At 63.2% G+C, this 22,006-nt stretch carries 17 protein-coding genes; 10 read left to right on the top strand and 7 right to left on the bottom strand.

What is annotated here, in order from left to right; translation table 11 throughout:
• Nucleotides 1-75: 75 nt before the first annotated feature.
• Complete coding sequence (gbcA, locus tag VC352_RS06850; RefSeq protein ID WP_322978833.1) at nt 76-1,368, bottom strand: glycine-betaine demethylase subunit GbcA; 1,293 nt, start codon at nt 1,366-1,368, stop codon at nt 76-78.
• Between the two features lie 317 nt (nt 1,369-1,685).
• Between gbcA and gbcB the strand changes: the two genes are divergently transcribed.
• Complete coding sequence (gbcB, locus tag VC352_RS06845) at nt 1,686-2,792, top strand: glycine-betaine demethylase subunit GbcB (protein WP_322978832.1); 1,107 nt, start codon at nt 1,686-1,688, stop codon at nt 2,790-2,792.
• A gap of 98 nt (nt 2,793-2,890) precedes the next feature.
• Here gbcB and VC352_RS06840 read toward each other — a convergent pair whose 3' ends face one another.
• A complete protein-coding gene (locus tag VC352_RS06840) occupies nt 2,891-3,931 on the bottom strand; it encodes a low specificity L-threonine aldolase (RefSeq protein ID WP_322978831.1) in 1,041 nt (346 codons plus the stop codon).
• Between the two features lie 236 nt (nt 3,932-4,167).
• On the opposite strand from VC352_RS06840, the gene VC352_RS06835 reads away from it, so the two are divergent.
• The 8 genes from VC352_RS06835 (at nt 4,168) to fdhA (ending at nt 14,182) form a co-directional block, all read left to right on the top strand.
• Nucleotides 4,168-4,467, top strand: coding sequence for a hypothetical protein (locus tag VC352_RS06835; protein WP_322978830.1), 300 nt, complete (start codon nt 4,168-4,170; stop codon nt 4,465-4,467).
• Between the two features lie 692 nt (nt 4,468-5,159).
• Nucleotides 5,160-6,413: a serine hydroxymethyltransferase gene (gene glyA, locus VC352_RS06830; RefSeq protein ID WP_322978829.1), complete on the top strand. Its 1,254-nt coding sequence runs from the start codon at nt 5,160-5,162 to the stop codon at nt 6,411-6,413.
• A gap of 66 nt (nt 6,414-6,479) precedes the next feature.
• Entirely contained in the window at nt 6,480-7,730 is a 1,251-nt protein-coding gene (locus VC352_RS06825; protein ID WP_322978828.1) for a sarcosine oxidase subunit beta family protein, read from the top strand.
• 55 nt (nt 7,731-7,785) lie between these two features.
• Nucleotides 7,786-8,112 carry a sarcosine oxidase subunit delta gene (locus VC352_RS06820; RefSeq protein WP_268179294.1) on the top strand — a complete coding sequence of 109 codons (327 nt, stop codon included), beginning with the start codon at nt 7,786-7,788 and terminating at the stop codon, nt 8,110-8,112.
• Nucleotides 8,109-11,126: a sarcosine oxidase subunit alpha gene (locus VC352_RS06815; RefSeq protein WP_322978827.1), complete on the top strand. Its 3,018-nt coding sequence runs from the start codon at nt 8,109-8,111 to the stop codon at nt 11,124-11,126. Before VC352_RS06820 ends, VC352_RS06815 begins: the two co-directional genes overlap by 4 nt.
• Nucleotides 11,119-11,748, top strand: coding sequence for a sarcosine oxidase subunit gamma (locus tag VC352_RS06810; RefSeq protein WP_322978826.1), 630 nt, complete (start codon nt 11,119-11,121; stop codon nt 11,746-11,748). Before VC352_RS06815 ends, VC352_RS06810 begins: the two co-directional genes overlap by 8 nt.
• A 147-nt stretch (nt 11,749-11,895) precedes the next feature.
• Nucleotides 11,896-12,759 (top strand): formyltetrahydrofolate deformylase, encoded by an 864-nt coding sequence (purU, locus tag VC352_RS06805; protein ID WP_322978825.1) that lies wholly within the window; start codon nt 11,896-11,898, stop codon nt 12,757-12,759.
• A 223-nt stretch (nt 12,760-12,982) separates the two neighbouring features.
• On the top strand, nt 12,983-14,182 hold the full coding sequence (fdhA, locus tag VC352_RS06800) for a formaldehyde dehydrogenase, glutathione-independent (protein WP_322978824.1): 1,200 nt from the start codon (nt 12,983-12,985) through the stop codon (nt 14,180-14,182).
• A gap of 153 nt (nt 14,183-14,335) precedes the next feature.
• Here the strand turns inward: fdhA and VC352_RS06795 are convergent, their stop codons facing one another.
• The 3 genes from VC352_RS06795 to VC352_RS06785 all read right to left on the bottom strand — a co-directional run bounded on the left by VC352_RS06795 (nt 14,336) and on the right by VC352_RS06785 (nt 17,679).
• A complete protein-coding gene (locus VC352_RS06795; RefSeq protein WP_322978823.1) occupies nt 14,336-15,646 on the bottom strand; it encodes a dicarboxylate/amino acid:cation symporter in 1,311 nt (436 codons plus the stop codon).
• Nucleotides 15,647-15,794: 148 nt separating this feature from the next.
• Nucleotides 15,795-17,003, bottom strand: coding sequence for a pyridoxal phosphate-dependent aminotransferase (locus tag VC352_RS06790; protein WP_322978822.1), 1,209 nt, complete (start codon nt 17,001-17,003; stop codon nt 15,795-15,797).
• A gap of 10 nt (nt 17,004-17,013) precedes the next feature.
• The gene (locus VC352_RS06785) at nt 17,014-17,679 is read right to left on the bottom strand and encodes an RraA family protein (protein ID WP_322978821.1); all 666 of its coding nucleotides are present in this window, start codon (nt 17,677-17,679) and stop codon (nt 17,014-17,016) included.
• A gap of 127 nt (nt 17,680-17,806) precedes the next feature.
• Between VC352_RS06785 and VC352_RS06780 the strand changes: the two genes are divergently transcribed.
• Nucleotides 17,807-18,745, top strand: a complete 939-nt coding sequence (locus tag VC352_RS06780) for a LysR family transcriptional regulator (protein WP_322978820.1) — start codon at nt 17,807-17,809, stop codon at nt 18,743-18,745.
• 3 nt (nt 18,746-18,748) lie between these two features.
• On the opposite strand, the gene VC352_RS06775 is transcribed toward VC352_RS06780, so the two are convergent.
• On the bottom strand, nt 18,749-20,074 hold the full coding sequence (locus VC352_RS06775) for a sigma-54 dependent transcriptional regulator (protein ID WP_322978819.1): 1,326 nt from the start codon (nt 20,072-20,074) through the stop codon (nt 18,749-18,751).
• Nucleotides 20,071-21,942, bottom strand: coding sequence for a sensor histidine kinase (locus VC352_RS06770; RefSeq protein ID WP_322978818.1), 1,872 nt, complete (start codon nt 21,940-21,942; stop codon nt 20,071-20,073). Before VC352_RS06770 ends, VC352_RS06775 begins: the two co-directional genes overlap by 4 nt.
• Nucleotides 21,943-22,006 lie beyond the last annotated feature (64 nt).

Raw genomic sequence — 22,006 nt, 5'->3', positions numbered from 1 at the left:
TTCAGCCTGAGCTGGGTCTGCAGGCCAGAACGCCGTATAGCGTCAGGCCGATCAGCACCAGGAGGCTGAGGGTCATTACTCGCCCGCCACCTGACGCAGGTTCTGCGCCGGGGTGTCGTCGAGGTTGTTGAGCATGCGCTCGCTGTACCAGTCGAGGAAGTTGATCACGCCGAACTCGTAGGTCTTGGAGTACGGGCCAGGCTGGTAGGCGGTGGAGTTGATACCGCGCTGGTTCTCTTCGCCCAGGCGACGATCCTGGTCGTTGGTGGCGTCCCAGACTTCGCGCAGGCGGGCTACGTCGTAGTCGACGCCTTCGACCGCGTCCTTGTGTACCAGCCACTTGGTGATGACGATCGACTCCTGGGCGCTGACCGGCCACACGGTGAAGTTGATCAGGTGGTCACCCATGCAGTGGTTCCACGAGTGCGGCAGGTGCAGGATGCGCATCGAGCCCAGATCCGGGTCGGTGATGCGGCCCATCAGCTTCTTGCAGCCTTGCTTGCCGTCCAGGGTCATGGACACGGTGCCCTTGAGCAGCGGCATGCGCACGATGCGGTTGCGCAGGCCGAAGCTGGCGTGGGCGTAAGGGATGTTGTCCTTGTCCCAGCGGGTGGTGCACTCGGCAACCTGATCCTTGAACGCCTGGCTGGCGCGCGGGTCGGTGACGTCGTCCCATTCCAGCAGGGTGTTGAGCAGTTCCGGGTGCGAACCGTTGCAGTGGTAGCACTCGCGGTTGTTCTCGATCACCAGTTTCCAGTTGGCCTGCTCGCGCATGGTGCTCTGCACCGCGACCTTGGTGTTTTCCATGTCGTACGGTTCCATGTAGTGAGCCAGGGTGCTCAGGAACTCGTCGATGGCCGGCGGGTTGTCCGCCAGGCTGATGAAGATGAAGCCGCCAGCGGTCTTGCAGTTGACCGGCTTGAGGTTGTAGTCGGACAGGTTGAAGCCTTCACCCATTTCGGTGCCGGCGAACAGCAGGCGACCGTCCAGCTCGTAGGTCCACTGGTGGTATGGGCACACCAGCTTGGCGACCTTGCCCTTCTCGGAAACGCACAGGCGCGAGCCACGGTGGCGGCAGACGTTGTGGAAGGCATGGATCTGACCTTCGGCACCGCGGATGACGATGATCGGGTTGTCGCCGATCTGCACGGTGAGGAAGTTGCCCTTGGCCGGAATCTCGCTGGTCATGCCGGCGATCAGCCACTCCTTGTGGAAGATCTCCTGCATGTCGACCTGGAACAGGCGCTCGTCATTGTAGAAAGGCTGCGGCAGCGAGAAGGTGTGGTCACGCTCGTGCAGCATCTGGGCGGTGGCCTTGCGGACGGGCTCCAGCGGGTCGCCCAGGCTCAGGTTTTGGGTGCAGTCCATGTTGGCTCCTCAGTGGCTGGCGCGCGTTGCGCCTGCCGGAAAAAAGTGGCTGATACGGTGAATGCCGCAAGGTGGTCGTTTATCGCTGCCGCCTGCGATGGGCGTGCATGCTTGGTGAGGCGGAGTGTGGAGCCGAGCAAAGGCGAAACCTTATCCATGGGCGACATGGCCGGATGCGTTTCCGACGCGCCAGGCCCCGTGCTATCAGGCAGGTCGCGATAAGCATGTGGATGTCGCTGTTAGATAAATGACGCCACTCAGGCTTTCGCACAATCCGCCCCATATGGGCCGATATCCGGCCGTGTGGAGAGCTGTTCATGACTACCACCAACGCCTTCCTCAACCCGGTTACCACGCAGACCTGGACCAATGGCCGCCACTTGGTGCGCTGCGTCAAGGTCATTCAGGAAACCTGGGATGTGCGCACCTTCTGCTTCATGGCCGATCAGCCAGTGCTGTTCTTTTTCAAGCCCGGGCAGTTCGTCACCCTGGAGCTGGAGATCGACGGCCAGCCGATCATGCGTTCCTACACCATTTCCAGCTCGCCTTCGGTGCCCTACAGCTTCTCCATCACCATCAAGCGGGTGCCGGGCGGCAAGGTCTCCAACTGGCTGCACGACAACCTCAAGGAAGGTGATGAGGTGCCGGTGCACGGTCCGGTCGGGCTGTTCAACGCCATCGATTTTCCTTCCGACAAGGTGCTGTACCTGTCCGGCGGTGTCGGCATCACCCCGGTGATGTCGATGGCGCGCTGGTTCTACGACACCAACGCCAACGTCGACATGGTCTTCGTGCACAGCGCGCGCTCGCCCAAGGACATCATCTACCAGCGCGAGCTGGAGCACATGGCGGCGCGCATCAGCAATTTCAGCGTGCACGTGATTTGCGAGAAGCATGGTCTGGGCGAGGCCTGGGCCGGCTACCGGGGTTACCTGAACAAGCCGATGCTGGAGCTGATCGCCCCGGACTTCCTCGAGCGTGAGATTTTCTGCTGCGGCCCGACGCCCTACATGAGCGCGGTCAAGCGTCTGCTCGAAGCCTCTGGCTACGACATGAGCCGCTATCACGAGGAAGCTTTTGGCCCGACGCCGCCGGAGATTCGTGCCGAGGTCAAGGAACTGGCCGCCGAAGCCGCCGATGCCCCCGAGGTGCCAGTGGGCGAGCTCAACCAGGTGGAGTTCATCAGTACTGGCAAGAGCATTCGCGTCGCCCCAGGCGAAACCGTGCATGCGGCCGCTGCCAAGCTCGGCCTGCATATTCCCAAGGCCTGCGGCATGGGCATCTGCGGCACCTGCAAGGTGATGAAGACCGCCGGTGAGGTGGACATGGAGCACAACGGCGGCATCACCGACGAGGACGTAGCCGAGGGTTACATCCTGTCGTGCTGCAGCGTGCCGAAGGGTGATGTGGCGATCGACTACTGATCGCCACGAAGATCCGTAGCCCGGACGAGATTCCGGGCAATTGATCGACCGCCCGGATTGCATTAGCCAGAAGCCCCACGCGTGGGGCTTCTGTCGTTTCAGGCGCTCATCACTTCGCGGATATCGGCGGCGAGCTGGCGTACGCGGGCTTCGTCGGTATCCCAACTGCACATGAAGCGTGCACCACCGGCGCCGATGAAGGTGTAGAAGCGCCAGCCACGGGCGGTGAGGGCGGCGATGGCCGGCTCCGATAGTTGCAGGAACACGCCATTGGCCTGTACCGGGAACATCAGGCTGACGCCGGGCACGTCCTCGACCAGCGTGGCCAGCAATTGCGCGCAGCGGTTGGCGTGGTTGGCGTAGTTGAGCCAGACGTCGTTCTGCAGGATGCCGACCCAGGGCGCAGACAGGTAGCGCATCTTCGAGGCCAGTTGGCCGGCCTGCTTGCAGCGGTAGTCGAAGTCTTCGGCGAGATCCTTGTTGAAGAAGACGATGGCTTCGCCAACGGCCATGCCGTTCTTGGTGCCGCCGAAGCACAGCACGTCGACGCCAGCTTTCCAGGTCAGCTCCGCCGGGCTGCAGCCGAGGAAGGCGCAAGCATTGGAGAAACGCGCGCCGTCCATGTGCAGGTGCAGGCCCAGCTCTTCGCAGACCTGGCTGATGGCGCGAACTTCTTCCGGGCGGTACACGGTGCCGACCTCGGTGGCCTGGGTGAGGGTGACCACGCGCGGTTTCGGGTAGTGGATGTCCTGACGCTTGCGGGCGATCTCGCTGATTGCCTGCGGCGTCAGCTTGCCGTTCTCGGTCTTGGCCAGCAGCAGTTTGGAGCCGTTGGAGAAGAACTCCGGTGCGCCGCATTCGTCGGTTTCGACGTGCGCGGTCTCCGAGCAGATCACGCTGTGGTAGCTCTGGCACAGCGAGGCCAGGGCCAGGGAGTTGGCGGCGGTGCCGTTGAAGGCGAAGAACACTTCGCAGTCGGTCTCGAACAGGCGGCGGAAGTGATCGGCAGCGCGGGCTGTCCATTCGTCGTCGCCGTAGGCGCGTTGGTGGCCCTGGTTGGCCTCGGCCATGGCGGCCCAGGCTTCGGGACAGATGCCGGAGTAGTTGTCGCTGGCGAATTGCTGGGCATTGTCGGGCATTGGCGCGTTCCTTCTGAAAAGCAGCCGGCGATGATGCCGGCAAAGCGACCACTTTACTCTGCACCTCTGTGCGTCGGCCTGCGTTGCGGCGACGACTTGTTGTGTCGATGCGTACTGCGTGGGCAAATCCTGACCGACCGTTCGGCTCGTCGGGGGAACTCGGCGCTGCTTGGCGGGTTCACACCTCTGGAGGGCGGCATTCGGTTCGCCATCTGCAATCAGAGAAGGAGATTCACATGACCTATCGTCACCTGCTCGCCGTTGCCTTGCCGCTGGTCCTGGCATTGCCCGTTTCCGCCGCCGAATGGTCGGACAAGGCCAAGTCCGATTTCGTCCAGCAGTGCATCGCGGGCGCCCCGGCAGGCTACGAAGAGCCGCAACTGCGTGCTTATTGTGACTGTGCCGCCACGCGGGTCAGTGAGGAGTTCAGTGAGCAGGAGCTGCAGGCCATGAGCCGTCAGTCGCCGCCAGACGCGGCACTGCAGCAGCGCCTGGTCAAAGCCTCCAGCACCTGCAGCGGTGAGCTCAAGCCCTGATGGGCCTGAGTAAATAGCGTGCGCTTGCGCCGGAGCCACGCAGGCTCTGGCCTGGCGCCAAGTGTCCACAGGCCGTGCACAGACAAATCCCCGGCATTTGTGCACAAGCATCGGCTATCTCTTTGATCCTGTTCGAATTTTAGGCGCCTGCCGGAAAGCCTTGGCCCGCCTGGCGTTGCCGGCTCGTCGAACAGCCTATGCACAGTTTCATCCACACCTTTTGTGCATATCCCCAGCTCGATCTTCTGTTGCAGCATGTCGCAAGTGGATAAATCCGCCGCCCCAGGCGCCTGCCTGAACCCTGACCAATTCGCTGCGTGCCATGGTGTGTCTACTCTGTAGCGGGGTGACTACAGGTTATCCACAGTCTATTCCACTGTTTCTGTGCACGACGATTCTTGCTAACCGATTGATATCGTTCAAAAAGTGAGCGTCCTGGCAGGGCGCACGGCAGGCGTGGCCTGGCGGCTGTTCATGCACCTGTTATCCACAGTTTGATCCCCGTGTTTTGTGCGCATTTCGGCGGGTCGATTGCAAGGCGCCTGTTTACGACAAGGCTATGTCGCAAACGAATGCTCTCGCGGCGTTGGCAGGCATTTGAGTGGGCAGGGGCGGCCCTACCATCGCTGCACAGGGCCTTGCCGGCCCGTCAGTCCAAGACCGCCGCTCAAAGGCGCTGCAGGAGAGTCGAGATGTTCAGCAAACAAGATCAGATTCAGGGTTACGACGACGAGTTGCTCGCGGCGATCGATCAGGAAGAACGCCGTCAGGAAGAGCACATCGAGCTGATCGCCTCGGAAAACTATTGCAGCCAGCGCGTGATGGAAGCGCAAGGTAGCGGACTGACCAACAAGTACGCTGAAGGCTATCCGGGTAAGCGCTACTACGGTGGCTGCGAGTACGTCGACAAGGTCGAGCAGCTGGCCATCGATCGTGCCAAGGCCCTGTTCGGAGCCGACTACGCCAACGTCCAGCCGCACTCTGGCTCCTCGGCCAACAGCGCCGTCTACCTGGCGCTGCTCAACGCAGGCGACACCATCCTCGGCATGAGCCTGGCCCATGGCGGCCACCTGACCCACGGTGCCAAGGTGTCGTCCTCGGGCAAACTGTACAACGCCGTGCAGTACGGCCTGGATACCGCCACCGGCCTGATCGATTACGACGAAGTCGAGCGTCTGGCCGTCGAGCACAAGCCGAAGATCATCGTTGCCGGCTTCTCCGCCTACTCCAAGACTCTGGACTTCCCGCGCTTCCGCGCCATCGCCGACAAGGTCGGTGCCTACCTGTTCGTCGACATGGCCCACGTGGCCGGTCTGGTCGCTGCCGGTCTGTACCCGAACCCGATTCCGTTCGCTGATGTGGTCACCACCACCACTCACAAGACCCTGCGTGGTCCGCGTGGCGGCCTGATCCTGGCCAAGGCCAACGAAGAGATCGAGAAGAAGCTCAACTCCGCCGTATTCCCGGGTGCCCAGGGTGGCCCGCTGATGCACGTGATCGCCGCCAAGGCTGTCTGCTTCAAGGAAGCCATGGAGCCTGAGTTCAAGGCTTACCAGCAGCAGGTCATCGATAACGCCCAGGCCATGGCCAAGGTGTTCGTCGAGCGCGGCTACGAAGTGGTGTCCGGCGGCACCGATAACCACCTGTTCCTGCTCAGCCTGATCAAGCAGGGCCTGACCGGCAAGGATGCAGACGCTGCCCTGGGCCGCGCCGGCATCACCGTCAACAAGAACGCCGTGCCGAACGACCCGCAGTCGCCGTTCGTGACCTCGGGTATCCGCATCGGTACCCCGGCCGTTACCACCCGTGGCTTCAAGGTCGCCCAGTGCCAGAGCCTGGCCGGCTGGATCTGCGACATCCTCGACCACCTCGGCGATGCCGATGTCGAGGCGCAGGTGGCCAAGCTGGTCGCCGGGCTGTGCGCGGATTACCCGGTCTATCGCTAAGCCAACCCTCTCTCTCGGCCCCTCTCGCGCAGTCGCGAGAGGGCAGTAGAACCCTGGAGCATGCCCATGCAACGTTATTCCGGCTTCGGCCTGTTCAAGCACTCGTTCAGCCATCATGAGAACTGGCAGCGCATGTGGCGTAATCCAACGCCCAAGCCGGTTTATGACGTGATCATCGTCGGCGGTGGCGGTCACGGCCTGGCCACGGCCTACTACCTGGCCAAGGAATTCGGCGTGAAGAACGTCGCCGTGGTGGAGAAAGGCTGGCTTGGCGGTGGCAACACTGCACGTAACACCACCATCGTGCGTTCCAACTACCTGTGGGACGAGTCCGCGCACCTGTACGAGCACGCGATGAAGCTGTGGGAAGGTCTGTCGCAAGACCTCAACTACAACGTCATGTTCTCCCAGCGTGGCGTGTTCAATCTCGGCCACACCCTGCAGGACATGCGTGACATCGAGCGCCGCGTCAGCGCCAACCGCCTCAACGGCATCGACGGCGAGGTGGTGGATGCCAAGCAGGTGGCGGAGATGATCCCCTACCTGGATTGCTCGAAGAACACCCGTTACCCGATTCTCGGTGCCTCGCTGCAGCGCCGTGGTGGCGTTGCCCGTCACGATGCCGTGGCCTGGGGCTTCGCCCGTGCCGCCGACGCCCTGGGCGTCGACCTGATCCAGCAGACCGAAGTGATCGGTTTCCGCAAGGAAAACGGCGCAGTGGTCGGCGTGGAAACCACCAAGGGCTTCATTGGCGGCAAGCGCGTCGGCCTGGTCGCTGCCGGTAACTCCGGCCACCTGGCCAAGCTCGCCGGCTTCCGCCTGCCGCTGGAGTCGCACCCGCTGCAAGCCCTGGTATCCGAGCCGATCAAACCGATCATCGACACCGTGATCATGTCCAACGCCGTACACGGCTACATCAGCCAGTCGGACAAGGGCGACCTGGTCATCGGCGCCGGTATCGACGGCTACAACGGCTACGGCCAGCGTGGCTCCTACCCGACCATCGAACACACCCTGCAGGCCATCGTCGAGATGTTCCCGGTGCTGTCGCGCGTGCGCATGAACCGTCAGTGGGGCGGCATCGTCGACACCACGCCGGACGCCTGCCCGATCATCGCCAAGACGCCGGTGAAGAACCTGTTCATCAACTGCGGTTGGGGTACCGGCGGCTTCAAGGCCACCCCGGGCTCGGGCAACGTGTTCGCTGCCAGCCTGGCCAAGGGCGAGATGCATCCGCTGGCCAAGCCCTTCTCCATTGAGCGCTTCCACAACGGTGCGCTGATCGATGAGCACGGCGCGGCCGGTGTGGCGCACTGATTTTGGCGCCCTCTCTCGCTGAGAGAGGGACGATGGTTCTCTGGAGGTACCGAGCATGTTGCATATCTTCTGCCCTCACTGCGGCGAATTGCGTTCCGAAGAAGAGTTTCACGTCAGCGGCCAGGCGCACATCGCGCGCCCGCTGGATCCGAACGCCTGCACCGACGAGGAGTGGGGCGAGTACCTGTTCTTCCGCGATAACCCGCGCGGCATCCACCACGAGCTGTGGATTCACGCGGCGGGCTGCCGTCAGTACTTCAACGTCACTCGCCACACGGTGAGTTACGAGATTCTCGAAACCTACAAGATCGGCGAGAGCCCCAGCGTGACTGAAGCCACTGTCGCTGCGAAGAAGGCCGCCGACCAAGGAGTAACGGCATGAGCCAGGTCAATCGTCTTTCCCAGGGTGGCCGCATCGACCGGAGCCAGCCCCTGACCTTCAGCTTCAACGGCGAGACCTACCAGGGTTATGCCGGTGACACCCTGGCCGCAGCGCTGCTGGCCAACGGCGTCGACGTAGTCGGCCGCAGCTTCAAGTACTCGCGTCCGCGCGGCATCGTCGCTGCCGGTGCTGAGGAGCCCAATGCCGTCCTGCAGATCGGTGCCAGCGAAGCAGCGCAGATCCCTAACGTGCGTGCCACCCAGCAGGCGCTGTATCAGGGCCTGGCGGCTGCCAGCACCAACGGCTGGCCGAGCGTGAATACCGACCTGATGGGCATTCTCGGCAAGGTCGGCGGCGGCATGATGCCGCCCGGTTTCTACTACAAGACTTTCATGTACCCGCAGAACCTCTGGCTGACCTACGAGAAGTACATTCGTAAGGCCGCCGGTCTCGGCCGTTCGCCGAAGGAAAACGATCCGGACATCTACGACTACATGAACCGGCACTGCGACGTGCTGGTGGTTGGTGCCGGCCCTGCCGGTCTGGCTGCAGCCCTGGCTGCCGGTCGTAGCGGTGCGCGCGTGATCCTTGCCGACGAGCAGGAAGAGTTCGGCGGCAGCCTGCTCTCCACCCGCGAAATGCTCGATGGCTTGCCGGCCGCCGAGTGGGTCGCCAAGACCCTCGCCGAGCTGGAGAAAATGCCGGAAGTGACTCTGTTGCCGCGTTCCACGGTCAACGGTTACCACGACCACAACTTCCTCACCATTCACCAGCGCCTGACCGATCACCTCGGTGAAGTCGCCCCGATGGGCCAGCCGCGTCAGCGCATGCACCGTGTGCGTGCCGGTCGCGTGGTACTGGCTACCGGTGCTCACGAGCGTCCGCTGGTGTACGCCAACAACGACGTGCCCGGCAACATGCTGGCCGATGCCGTCTCGACCTACGTGCGCCGTTACGGCGTAGCGCCCGGTCAGAAGCTGGTGCTGTCGACCAACAACGATTACGCCTACCGCGTGGTGCTCGACTGGCTCGACGCCGGTCGTCAGGTGGTGGCCGTGGCCGATGCCCGCAGCAACCCGCGTGGTAGCTGGGTCGAAGAAGCGCGCCGGCGTGGCGTGCGCATCCTCACCGGCAGTGCCGTGGTCGAAGCGCGCGGTAGCAAGCGCGTCACCGGTGCGCGCATCTGCGCCATCGATCTGGCCAAACACAAGGTCACCAGCCCGGGCGAAGTGGTCGATTGCGACCTGATCGCCAGCTCCGGTGGCTACAGCCCGGTCGTGCACCTGGCGTCGCACCTGGGCGGTCGTCCGGTATGGCGTGAAGACATCCTGGCATTCGTGCCGGGCGAAGGCTTCCAGAAGCGTCATTGCGCGGGTGCGGTCAACGGCGTATTCGGTCTGGGCGATAGCCTGGCCGATGGTTTCGAAGCAGGCGCCAAGGCAGCTGCCGAAGTGGGCTTCAGCGCCGTGACCGGCAACCTGCCGAAGGCCGAGAAACGCATCGAAGAAGCCACCGTTGCACTGTTCCAGGTGCCGCACGACAAGGGCACCTCGCGTGCACCGAAGCAGTTCGTCGATCAGCAGAACGACGTCACTGCTGCGGGTATCGAGCTGGCCACCCGTGAGGGCTTCGAGTCGGTCGAGCACGTCAAGCGCTACACCGCGCTGGGCTTCGGTACCGATCAGGGCAAGCTGGGCAACATCAACGGTCTGGCCATTGCGGCTCGTTCCATCGGCATCAGCATCGCCGAGATGGGCACCACCATGTTCCGCCCGAACTACACCCCGATCACCTTCGGCGCCATCGCCGGTCGTCATTGTGGTGAGCTGTTCGAGCCCAAGCGTTACACCGCCATGCAGAAATGGCACCTGGAGAACGGCGCCGAGTTCGAAGACGTTGGCCAGTGGAAGCGTCCCTGGTACTTCCCGAAAAACGGTGAAGACATGCACGCCGCCGTGGCCCGTGAGTGCCTGGCCGTGCGCAACGCGGTGGGCATCCTCGACGCCTCGACTCTGGGCAAGATCGACATCCAGGGCCCGGATGCGCGCGAGTTCCTCAACCGTGTGTACACCAACGCCTGGACCAAGCTGGACGTGGGCAAGGCCCGCTACGGCCTGATGTGCAAGGAAGACGGCATGGTCTTCGACGACGGTGTGACGGCGTGCCTGGCCGACAACCATTTCGTCATGACCACCACCACTGGCGGTGCTGCCCGCGTGATGGAATGGCTGGAGATCTACCACCAGACCGAATGGCCGGAACTGAAGGTGTACTTCACCTCGGTCACCGACCACTGGGCGACCATGACCCTGTCCGGCCCCAACAGCCGCAAGCTGCTGGCCGAAGTCACCGACATCGACCTGGATAAGGACGCCTTCCCCTTCATGACCTGGAAGGAAGGCAACGTGGGCGGCGTGCCGGCTCGTGTGTTCCGTATCTCCTTCACCGGTGAGCTGAGCTACGAAGTCAACGTGCAGGCCAACTATGCCCTGGGCGTGTGGGAGAAGATCATCGCCGCCGGCAAGAAGCATGGCCTGACGCCTTACGGCACCGAGACCATGCACGTGCTGCGCGCCGAGAAGGGCTTCATCATCGTCGGCCAGGACACCGATGGTTCGGTCACCCCGGACGATCTGGGCATGGGCTGGTGCGTTGGCCGTACCAAGCCGTTCTCGTGGATCGGCTGGCGCGGCATGAACCGCGAAGACTGCAAGAAGGAGAACCGCAAGCAACTGGTTGGCCTCAAGCCGCTCGATCCGAACAAGGTGCTGCCGGAAGGTGCGCAACTGGTCTTCGATCCCAAGCAGTCGATTCCGATGACCATGGTTGGCCACGTCACCTCCAGCTACATGAGTTCGGCGATGGGCTACTCCTTCGCCATGGCCCTGGTGCGCGGTGGCCTGTCGCGCATCGGCGAGCGCGTCTTCGCGCCGCTGGTCGATGGCAGCGTGATCGAAGCCGAAATCGTCAGCCCCGTGTTCTATGACCCGAAAGGGGATCGCCAGAATGTCTAACGCCAATGTTTTTCAACAACGCCCTGCCGACATTGAAGGGCAATCCTCCCTGCACCACGCCGGCCTGCACGAACTGGTCGGCAAGGGCCGCAAGGGCGCCGGGGTCACGCTGCGCGAGAAGAAGCTGCTGGGCCATCTGATCCTGCGTGGTCACGCCGACGATGCGAATTTCGCTGGCGGCGTGCACAAGGCGCTCGGCATCGAGCTGCCAGGGGCGTTGACCCTGGTGGCCAATGGCGGCACCTCGCTGCAGTGGCTGGGCCCGGATGAGTGGCTGCTGATCGTGCCAGGCGGCAGCGAGTTCGAGGTTGAGCGCAAGCTGCGTGAAGCCCTGGACGGCCAGCACATCTCGGTGGTCAACGTCAGCGGCGGGCAGACCCTGCTGGAGCTGTCCGGGCCGAAGGTGCGCGAACTGCTGATGAAGTCCAGCAGCTATGACGTGCATCCGAAGAACTTCCCGGTCGGCAAGGCTGTCGGCACCGTGTTCGCCAAGTCGCAGCTGATTATTCGCCACACTGGCGAGCAAACCTGGGAGTTGGTGATCCGTCGTAGCTTCTCCGACTACTTCTGGCTGTGGCTGCAGGATGCCAGCGCCGAGTACGGCCTCGCCGTCGAGGCCTGATCGCGAACGGCTCCCTCTGGGGAGCATGTAGGGTGGACGACGCTGTTTTCGTCCACCGTGATGCCGCAAAGGTGGATGGGGTCGGCCGCGTAGGCCAGGCGTCATCCATCCTACGCCGGGAAGGCGTAGCTCAACGAGGGCCCGAACATGAGCCGCACCCCCGATACCTGGATTCTCACCGCTCACTGCCCCAGCGTGCTGGGCACTGTGGATGCGGTGACGCGCTTTCTGTTCGAGCAGCGTTGCTATGTCACCGAGCACCATTCGTTCGATGACCGCCTGTCTTCGCGCTTCTTCATCCGCGTGGAGTTTCGTCAGCCGGAAGGTTTTGATGAGGCCGCGTTTCGTGCCGGCGTTGCCGAACGCCTGGCGCCGTTCGGCATGCAGGTCGAACTGACGCCACCGGGCTATCGCGCCAAGGTCGTGCTGATGGTGTCCAAGGCCGATCACTGCCTGAACGATCTGCTCTATCGCCAGCGCATCGGCCAATTGTCCATGGACGTGGTCGCGGTAGTGTCCAACCACCCCGACCTGGAGCCGTTGGCGCGCTGGCATGGGATCCCCTATCACCACTTTCCGCTCGACCCGGCCGACAAGCCGGCGCAGGAGCGCAAGGTGATGCGGGTGATCGAAGACACCGGCGCCGAGCTGGTCGTCCTCGCCCGTTACATGCAGGTGCTGTCGCCCGAGCTGTGCCGCAAGCTGGACGGTTGGGCGATCAATATCCACCACTCGCTGCTACCGGGCTTCAAGGGCGCCAAGCCTTATCACCAGGCCTATCAGAAGGGCGTCAAGCTGGTCGGTGCCACCGCCCACTACATCAACAACGACCTCGACGAAGGGCCGATCATCGCCCAGGGCGTGGAAGCCGTGGATCACGCGCACTACCCCGAAGACCTGATTGCCAAGGGCCGTGACATCGAGTGCCTGACGCTGGCGCGGGCGGTGGGTTACCACATCGACCGCCGCGTATTCCTCAACGCCAACCGCACGGTAGTGCTCAACGCCTGAGGGCAATCGCAGCCGTGTCACCGCGTAGGGTGGGCTTTAGCCCACCAGTCGCAATGAAAAATCTTATTGGTGGGGCGAAGCGGATCGCCGCCCGGCCCACCCTACGGAATCCGCCCTGCCAGATATCAACGGCGGTTTCCGGTAACAGACGAAAGAAGCTCCAGTGCAAGGCCGCGCGGCATCTGTCGCGACTTGTATCCACAAAAAGAAAGGAGAGTTACGTATGTCTGGTAATCGTGGTGTGGTTTATCTCGGTGCGGGCAAGGTCGAAGTGCAGAAGATCGACTACCCGAAAATGCAGGATCCGCGCGGCAAGAAGATCGAGCACGGGGTCATCCTGAAAGTCGTTTCCACCAACATCTGCGGCTCCGACCAGCACATGGTGCGCGGTCGTACCACCGCTCAGGTCGGCCTGGTGCTGGGTCACGAGATCACCGGCGAGGTGGTCGAGAAGGGCCGCGACGTCGAGCGTCTGCAGATCGGTGATCTGGTTTCCGTACCCTTCAACGTTGCCTGTGGCCGTTGCCGCTCCTGCAAGGAACAGCACACCGGCGTGTGCCTGACCGTCAACCCGGCGCGTGCCGGCGGTGCCTACGGCTACGTCGACATGGGCGACTGGACCGGTGGCCAGGCCGAATACGTGCTGGTGCCTTACGCCGACTTCAACCTGCTCAAGCTGCCGGATCGCGACAAGGCCATGGAAAAAATCCGTGACCTGACCTGCCTGTCCGACATCCTGCCCACCGGCTACCACGGCGCCGTTACCGCTGGCGTCGGTCCGGGCAGCACCGTTTACGTCGCTGGTGCCGGCCCGGTCGGTCTGGCCGCTGCTGCTTCGGCTCGCCTGCTCGGCGCTGCCGTTGTCATCGTCGGTGACCTCAACCCGGCTCGTCTGGCGCACGCCAAGGCTCAGGGCTTCGAGATCGCCGATCTGTCCCTGGACACCCCTCTGCACGAGCAGGTCGCTGCGCTGCTGGGCGAGCCGGAAGTGGACTGCGCCATTGACTGCGTGGGCTTCGAGGCCCGTGGTCATGGTCACGAAGGCGCCAAGCACGAAGCACCGGCCACCGTACTCAACTCGCTGATGCAGATCACTCGCGTTGCCGGCAAGATCGGTATTCCGGGCCTGTACGTCACCGAAGACCCGGGTGCGGTGGATGCCGCCGCCAAGATCGGCAGCCTGAGCATTCGCTTCGGCCTCGGCTGGGCCAAGTCGCACAGCTTCCACACCGGTCAGACTCCGGTGATGAAGTACAACCGCGCGCTGATGCAAGCCATCATGTGGGATCGCCTGAACATCGCCGAAATCGTCGGTGTAGAGGTGATCAGCCTGGACGAAGCGCCGCGCGGTTACGGCGAGTTCGACGCGGGCGTGCCGAAGAAATTCGTCATCGACCCGCACAAGACCTTCAGCGCCGCGTGACTGCCATACCCCGGCTGCCTCCGGGGTTGGTAACGATAGGTTTCACGGCCTAGGCGCATTGGTCCGCGCCTTTCTTTGGGAGCCTTCGGGCTCCCTTTTTAATCTTCCGCTCGCCGCTCATGAGCGTGCTGTTTTCTTTGCTCCCTGGGCGGGCTATGAGGATCGTGCCGGTTCAGTGAACGAGGCCTTGCTTGCCTCACCTGGCAGCGTCTCTTCGTCTTCGGCAAGCCCCAGATCGATAGGGATGCCTTGGGCATCGCAGCTCAGCATCCTTTCGCTCTTGGCCACCAGCATGGCGCCCAGCACGTCGCCGGATACGTTCAGCGTCGTGTGCCCCATGTCGATCACGCGGTAGATACCGGCAATCACGCCGACGAGCTCGAACGGCAGGCCCATCAGTTGCAGCATCAGCGTGCCCATGACGATACCGCCGCCAGGAATGCCGGGTGCGGCCATGGCCAGGAGCGTGCCGATCATCACCACATTGATCATCTGCGCGGTGCTCAGCTCGACACCGTAAAAGCCTGCGGCGAACACGGCCAGAACCGACAGGTAAACCGCTGCACCCATCAGGTTGATGGTGGCGCCCAGTGGCAGCATGAACGAGGTGATCCATTTCGGCACCCTGAAGTCGCTGTGGGTCACATGCATGCTCATTGGCAGCGTTGCGGCGCTGCTGGTGGTCGACAGCGTGACCACCCAGACCTTGCTGATCTTCTTGAGTAGGTAGACGTAGCTGACCTTGGTGTAGGCGACGACCAGTACGGAGGCGATCAACCATACGACCAGCAAGCCGGTGTAGTCGGCCAGAATGAACTTCCCGACCTGATCGAAGATTTCCAGGCCATAGTTGCCCATCGTGTAGGCCATCAGGGCAAAGACACCGTAAGGAGAAAGCGCCATGATCATGTCGAGAATCTTCAGGATGACCGCCGATGCCTGATCGCACAGGTTCTTGATGCCCGAGGCCTTCTCACCGAGAAACACCAGCGCTATGCCAACCAGAACGGCGATCAGAATCACCTGAATCACACTGCCCTTGGCCATGGCATCCAGAATGTTGGATGGGATGATGCCGAGAAAGAACTGACCCAGCGTCGGTACGTCACTCGCGGACGGCAGGGCCGCGGCAGCGTTCTTGCTGACGAAGCCGACACCAGGTTGCAGCAGGTGCGCGACAGCCAGGCCGATCATGCCGGCCATCACCGTCATGACGGTGTAGACCACCAGGGTCTTGCCGCCTACCCGCTTGAGTTTGCCCACATCGCCCATGTTGGCGATGCCTGCCGCCACGCTGAAAAACACGATCGGGATGATCAGCATCTGGATCGAGCGAATGAACGCATCGCCCACCGGCTTGATGGCGACACCCCACTCAGGCGCGACCAAGCCAAACAGGACGCCGAGGGTGAACCCGAGAAAAATCTTGGTGGAAAGCCCGAAAGACAAGGTTAGGCCTTTCATTTCGACTCTCCTGCACAGGAGTGATAGGGGGTGCCTGAGAACACGCGGTTGATGTTCATGGGATGCCTCTTTCGATAGTGGATATTGTTGTAATGCGATGGGGCAGTGAAGTCGCAAGCCATCCCTGGCCGATATTGTTCTTTGAAGCTCAGCGCAGCCGTGCGCAGGCATGAGCGATGCGTCGACATCCCTCGTCGATGGTGTCGATCGCGCTGGCGAAGGACAGGCGCAAATAAGGTGACATGCCGTAGGCGGCGCCGCTGACCGTCGCCACGTTGCCCTCTTGCAACAGGTAGGCAACGAGCTCGCTGTCACTAGTGATGCGCTGGCCATCGGGCGTAACCGTGCCGATCAGGCCTGCCACGTTGGCGAAGACATAGAACGCCCCCTGCGGCGGTATGCAACGCAGTCCCTTGATGCCGCTCAGGCGCTCCAGCATGCGTTGGCGGCGCTGGGTGTAGATGGCGCGCATGTCGGCGATCGGTTGCTGGTCGCCGGCAAACGCGGCAACGGCGGCCGCCTGGCTGACGGAGCTGGGGCAGGTGGTGGTCTGCGAAAGCAATTTGCCGATTGCAGCAACCAGCGCGCGTGGGCCAGCAGCGAAACCCAGGCGCCAGCCGGTCATGGCGTAACCCTTGGAGGCACCGTTGATGATCAGGGTGCGGTCTTTGAGGTCGGCGGCGACGTTGACGATGGAGAGGTGGTGCGCGCCTTCGTAGACGAAATGTTCATAGATTTCGTCAGACATGATCCAGACCTGCGGATGCCGGCGCAGCACGGCCGCCAGCTCTTGCAGTTCGGCACGGCTATAGACGGCACCGCTCGGGTTGTTGGGGGTATTGAGGATGACCCACTTGCTACGTGGGGTGATGGCCTGTTCGAGGGCGGCGGCCGTCAGCTTGAAGCCATTACCCTCATCGCCGGCAATGATCACCGGCGTGGCCTCGTTGAGGCGTGCGATGTCGGGATACGACACCCAGTACGGGGCATGCACGATGACCTCATCGCCGGCATTCAGGGTTGCAGCCAGGGCGTGGTAGATGACGTGCTTGCCACCGCTGCCCGCGACCACTTCATCCAGCCTGTAGTGCAGGTCGTTGTCACGCGCCAGCTTGTCGACGATGGCCTGGCGCAGCGCCAGGGTGCCTGTTGTCGCGGTGTAGTGAGTGTCGCCGTTGTGCATGGCCAGGCTGGCCGCTTGCAGGATATGCGCGGGGGTGTCGAAGTCGGGTTCGCCGACGGTGAAGTTGACGATGTCGCGCCCCTGCGCACGCAGCTCTGCGACCAGGGCGTTGGCGGCGATGCTGGGTGACGGTTGAATGCTCAGAACGCGCTTGGAGAGGAAGTCGCTGGTCATCATCGGCTCCTCAGATGGCCAGGCCATTTTGTTCGAGTACGCGCTGCAGCCAGCTTTGTTGCAGCTTGCCGGTGGCGATTTCGGTCTTGACCGCCTCTTCATGCGCGGCATGACGGGCTGCGGCCTCCAGCAGGGCGGGGGCGTGCTCCGGGGCGAAGGCGACCAGGCCATCTTCATCACCCACCAGGATGTCGCCAGGCTGCACCAGCATGCCGCCGATGCTGACAGGCACGTTGATTTCCCCGGGGCCGGTCTTGTAAGGGCCGCAGTGCACGACGTCCAGGGCATAGCAGGGGGTGTTTTCGAAGCTGGCGACATCACGAATTGCACCGTTGACGACGAAGCCGGCGCAGCCTCGCTGCAGGGCATACAGCTTGATCAGTTCGCCGATCACGGCGTTGCAGGTGTCACCCTGGGCGTCGATGACCAGCACATGCCCCGGTTGCAGCATGGTCATGGCCTTGTAGACGAACAGGTTGTCGCCGGGGCGTGTCTTGACTGTCAGCGCGGTGCCAACGAGTTTCCCCTGGCGGTTGAAACGGGTCAGGCCACGCGCACCGACATGGCGGCCCAGGTTGTCACTGATATGCGGCGTGACCACCTCCTGGAAGGCCTGGATGATCTCTTCAGATACCAGAGGTGGGTTGGGCTGGATACGAGAACCGGGGAGAGACATGGTGGGCTCCTATGAGAATGACGCATCAGTCGCGCATGGCGTTGAGGCCGATCTTAGGAGTCGCCAATAAATAGTTTTAGCGATATTTTAAGATGATAATTCATCTATTTTTTTCATTTGGTGCGCCGTGGTTACATTCAAACAGCTGGAGGCTCTGTACTGGATCGTTGAGTTGGGCAGTTTCGAGACGGCGGCCAGCAAGTTGCACATGTCTCAATCGGCTATCTCCAAGCGGATTCAGGAGTTGGAGGATGCCTTTGGCGTGCAGATATTCGACCGCAGCAGGCGCAATGCCAGGCTTTCCGAGAAGGGGCAGGAGCTGCTGGACTACGCACGCGACCTGCTGGAACGACGCGACTACCTGATCGAACGCATTAGCACCCGTGAGGTGCTGGTCAAGCGTTTCCGCCTCGGTGTCACCGAGCTAACGGCGCTGACCTGGCTGCCTGCGCTGGTCGACGAGATCCGCCGTACTTATCCACGGGTACAGATCGAGCCATCAGTCGAGTTGAGCAGCGATTTGTTTCGCAAGCTGGGTGAAGACCAGCTCGATCTGATTATCGTCCCGGATGCCTTCAACGACGCCCGCTTCGTGGCAACGCCCTTGAAAAGCGTCGATAATGCGTGGATGTGTGCGCCCAGTCTGGCACCGGATGGCGGTGCCATTGGCCTCGAGCAGTTGGCCAACTACACGGTGCTGACGCAGGGGCCAAATTCCGGCACGGGGCTGATCTATGAACACTGGTTCGCCACCCACAATGTGCAGATGCCACGCACGATCACCAGTCATAGTCTGCTGGTACAGGTAGGCTTGGCACTCTCCGGCCTGGGCATCAGCTACCTGCCGAAACGCTGCCTGGCGCACTTGGTGCGCCAGGGCGCGTTATCGATCATCGAGACCAAGCCGGGGCTGCCAATGGTTCGTTATGCAGCGCTGCACCGGGTTGATCGAGAGCAGGGGCTCAACCTGGCCGTTGTCAAACTGGCGCAGCAGTGCTGCGACTTTTCGCGCCTGGTGTTATCCGAGGTGCGGCCGCAGAGCTCTGGTGCAGGCTCTGCGGGCTGAGCGCTACGACTGCAAGCCGTACTTCTTCACCTTGTCGAACAGCGTGGTCTTGGCCAGGCCCAGTGCCTGTGCGGCCTGGCTGAGGTTGCCAGCGTGGCGTTCCAGGGCGCCGGCCAGCAGGTTGCGTTCGAAGGCTTCTACCGCCTCGTTGAAGCCGGGGCCTGTGCTGTCGGCCAGGCCGCTTTTCTTGAACACCGGCAGGCCGAGGGCGAAGCGTTCGGCGACGTTGCGCAACTCGCGCACGTTGCCCGGCCAATCGTGCGCCATCAGGGCGGCCAGGGTGTGCCGATCCAGCTCCGGCACGGCCCGGTCGAAGCGTAATGCTGCCAGTTGCAGAAAGTGCTCGAACAAGAGGGCGATGTCTTCGCGGCGCTCACGCAGTGGCGGCAGTTCCAGGGTCACCACGTTGAGCCGGTAGTAGAGGTCGCTGCGAAACTCACCGCGCTTGCCCAGCTCGGCCAGATCGGCCTTGGTCGCGGCGATCACCCTGCAGTCGACGGCGATCGGCTGGTTCGAGCCGAGGCGTTCCAGGCTGTGTTCTTGCAGCACGCGCAAGAGCTTGATCTGCAGGTTGATCGGCATGCTCTCGATTTCGTCGAGGAACAGGCTGCCGCCGTCGGCATGCTCGATCTTGCCGATGCGGCGTTTGCCGGCACCTGTGAAGGCGTGCGCCTCATGGCCGAAGATTTCGCTCTCGAACAGGCTTTCCGGCAGGCCGCCGCAGTTGAGCGCGACGAACTGCTTGTGCTGGCGTCGGCTGAAGTCGTGCAGGCAACGGGCGATCAGCTCCTTGCCGGTACCGGTTTCGCCTTCGATCAGCACGTTAGCGTTGGTGTCGGCGACGTTGGCGATCAGTTCGCGCAGCTGCTGCATGGCCGGCGAGCGGCCGATGATGCGTTGCTCCAGTGCCTGGCGTCCGGCCAGTTGGCGGCGCAGGGCGCTGACCTCGCGGGCCAGGCTGCGCTGTTCCAGAGCGCGGCGCACGACGTCGACCAGGCGCTCGGGGGAGAAGGGTTTCTCCATGAAATCGTAGGCACCGTCACGCATCGCACTGACCGCCATGCCGATGTCGCCGTGGCCGGTGATCAGCACCACGGGCAGGCTTGGGTCGCGCTGCTTGAGGCGGGTGAGTAGTTCCAGGCCGTCGAGGCCGGGCAGACGGATATCGCTGATGACGATGCCGGCGAAGTCCTCGTCGACCTGCGCCAGCGCTTCCTCGGCGCTACCCACGCCAACGCTGGGAATGTCTTCCAGGGCCAGGGCCTGCTGGCAGCCGAGCAGCACATGGGGGTCGTCTTCGACGATCAGGACGGTGAGGCTGTCGCTCATGCTTGTGGCTCTCGTGGGTAGGGCAGGCTGAGGACGAAGGCGCTGCCGCCTTCATCCGGGTGGCGCACGCTGAGGCTGCCGCCGGCGGCTGCGGCGAGGCTGGCCGAAAGGGTCAGGCCGAGGCCAAGGCCCTGCTCGCCAGGCTTGGTGGTGAAGAAGGGTTCGAACAAGTGCACGCGGGTTTCCGGGGCGATACCGGGGCCGTTGTCGCGCACCTCCAGCAGGTAGTGCTCGGGCTCGTGGCTGCCGCTGAGCCAGATCTGTCGCTCGGCTTGCGGTTGCAGCGCATCGAGGGCGTTGCTGATCAGGTTGACCAGAATCTGCTCCAGGCGAATCTGCTCGATGGCCAGGCGCGTCTCTTCGAAGTCGTGGTGGATGTGCACGCGGGTACGTTGCAGGCGTGGGTGTAACAGCAGTAGCGCGGCATCCACCGCCTGTTGCAGCGAGGCCTCGCCCTGGTCGCCACTGCGGCGGGCGAAGGCACGCAGGCTGGCGGTGATCTTGCCCATGCGGTCGACCAGTTCGGCGATGGTCTGCAGGTTGCTGCTGGCGACATCCAGCGCCCCGCGCTGGAGGAAGCGTACGGCGTTACCCGACAGGGTGCGCAGCGCGGCCAGCGGCTGATTGAGTTCATGGGCGATGCTGGTGGACATCTGCCCGATCACCGCCAGCTTGCCGGCCTGCACCAGTTCGTCCTGAGCCAGGCGCAGGGTGGTCTCGGCCTGCTGGCGCTCGCTCACTTCGGCCTGCAGGCGTTCGTTGCTGGCCTGCAGGTCGGCAGTGCGTTCGGCGATCTTGCGCTCCAGTTCGTCATTGGCGGCTTGCAGCGCTTCGCGGGCGGCCAGCCGTGTGGCGATGACCTTGCGCCGCTCGTTCCAGGCGATCAGCAGAAAGGCCAGCAAGGCGCAGGCCACGGCCGCCAGCAGGGCGTTGAGCAGGGCGGCGCTGCGTTGCTCCCGTAGCGGGCTGAGCAGCGTGAGGTGCCACGGCGTGTCGGCCAGCGGGCGCGTCTGCAGCAGGTAGCGGCTGGTCGTTCCGGCGTTGTCGAAGCTGACCTGCTCCAGGCCGGGCTCCAGCGCTTCGCGTCCGGCGAACTGCAGTTCTTCCAGTGCTGCCCAGTGATATTGCAGGCTGCGCGCCAGGCGCTCGCGGGTGGCGTCATCGAGCGGCTGCACGGCCTTGAGGCGGCGAGCGGGGTCGCTGGAGAGGATGATGATGCCGTTCTCGTCGCTGACGTAGGCCTCCAGGTGGGCGCGCTGCCAGCGCTCCTCCAGGGTGTCGAGGCGCACCTTGACCACCGCCACGCCAATGATCTTGCCGTCTTCGCGCAGCCCGTGGGAGAGGTAGTAGCCGGGTTCGCCGGTGGTGCTGCCGATGCCGTAGAAGCGTCCGGGTTTGCCTCGCACGGCGTCCTGGTAGTAGGCGCGGAAGGACAGATCCTCGCCGAGGTAACTGCTTGGCGAATCCCAGTTGCTGGTGGCCAGTACGCGGCCGTCGAGGTCGAGCAGGTAGATGGCCAGGCTGCCGCTGCGCTGGTTGAGGCCCTGCAGGTACAGGTTGACGTGGTGACGGCGGTAGGCGGTGGGGTGCTGCAGCAGGCGCGAGACGTTGCCTTCCAGCTCCAGCAGGCTGGGCAGGTAGGTGTACTTGGTGATTTCGCTTTCCACCGCGCGGGCATTGAGTTCGAGCTGGCGCTCGCCGTTCTCGGCCAGGGCGCGGATGCCGCTGCGTTCACTGAGGTGATAACCGGCATAGGCGCAGGCAAGCACCGGCAGCAGGAGCAGGGTGATCAGCAGCAGGTGGCGATGCGGGCGCTGTTTCACGGTCAGGGCGGGCGTGGCGCGAAGGCTGACGGGCAGGCATTGCATCATAGTCGTCCCGGACTGGCCAGATGGGCGGTGCTGGCGGTTTCCCTGCCGGCTTTGTTACCTA

Origin of the sequence: Pseudomonas sp. C11 (genome assembly GCF_034683865.1) — a bacterium.
Lineage (GTDB): Bacteria > Pseudomonadota > Gammaproteobacteria > Pseudomonadales > Pseudomonadaceae > Aquipseudomonas.
This window is presented reverse-complemented; position numbering and strand designations above follow the sequence as displayed.

Coding starts and splice junctions, on each gene's coding strand:
- gbcA (WP_322978833.1), bottom strand. CDS start 1,368: ATGGACTGCACCCAAAACCTGAGCCTGGGCGACCCGCTGGAGCCCGTC.
- gbcB (WP_322978832.1), top strand. CDS start 1,686: ATGACTACCACCAACGCCTTCCTCAACCCGGTTACCACGCAGACCTGG.
- VC352_RS06840 (WP_322978831.1), bottom strand. CDS start 3,931: ATGCCCGACAATGCCCAGCAATTCGCCAGCGACAACTACTCCGGCATC.
- VC352_RS06835 (WP_322978830.1), top strand. CDS start 4,168: ATGACCTATCGTCACCTGCTCGCCGTTGCCTTGCCGCTGGTCCTGGCA.
- glyA (WP_322978829.1), top strand. CDS start 5,160: ATGTTCAGCAAACAAGATCAGATTCAGGGTTACGACGACGAGTTGCTC.
- VC352_RS06825 (WP_322978828.1), top strand. CDS start 6,480: ATGCAACGTTATTCCGGCTTCGGCCTGTTCAAGCACTCGTTCAGCCAT.
- VC352_RS06820 (WP_268179294.1), top strand. CDS start 7,786: ATGTTGCATATCTTCTGCCCTCACTGCGGCGAATTGCGTTCCGAAGAA.
- VC352_RS06815 (WP_322978827.1), top strand. CDS start 8,109: ATGAGCCAGGTCAATCGTCTTTCCCAGGGTGGCCGCATCGACCGGAGC.
- VC352_RS06810 (WP_322978826.1), top strand. CDS start 11,119: ATGTCTAACGCCAATGTTTTTCAACAACGCCCTGCCGACATTGAAGGG.
- purU (WP_322978825.1), top strand. CDS start 11,896: ATGAGCCGCACCCCCGATACCTGGATTCTCACCGCTCACTGCCCCAGC.
- fdhA (WP_322978824.1), top strand. CDS start 12,983: ATGTCTGGTAATCGTGGTGTGGTTTATCTCGGTGCGGGCAAGGTCGAA.
- VC352_RS06795 (WP_322978823.1), bottom strand. CDS start 15,646: ATGAAAGGCCTAACCTTGTCTTTCGGGCTTTCCACCAAGATTTTTCTC.
- VC352_RS06790 (WP_322978822.1), bottom strand. CDS start 17,003: ATGACCAGCGACTTCCTCTCCAAGCGCGTTCTGAGCATTCAACCGTCA.
- VC352_RS06785 (WP_322978821.1), bottom strand. CDS start 17,679: ATGTCTCTCCCCGGTTCTCGTATCCAGCCCAACCCACCTCTGGTATCT.
- VC352_RS06775 (WP_322978819.1), bottom strand. CDS start 20,074: ATGAGCGACAGCCTCACCGTCCTGATCGTCGAAGACGACCCCCATGTG.
- VC352_RS06770 (WP_322978818.1), bottom strand. CDS start 21,942: ATGCAATGCCTGCCCGTCAGCCTTCGCGCCACGCCCGCCCTGACCGTG.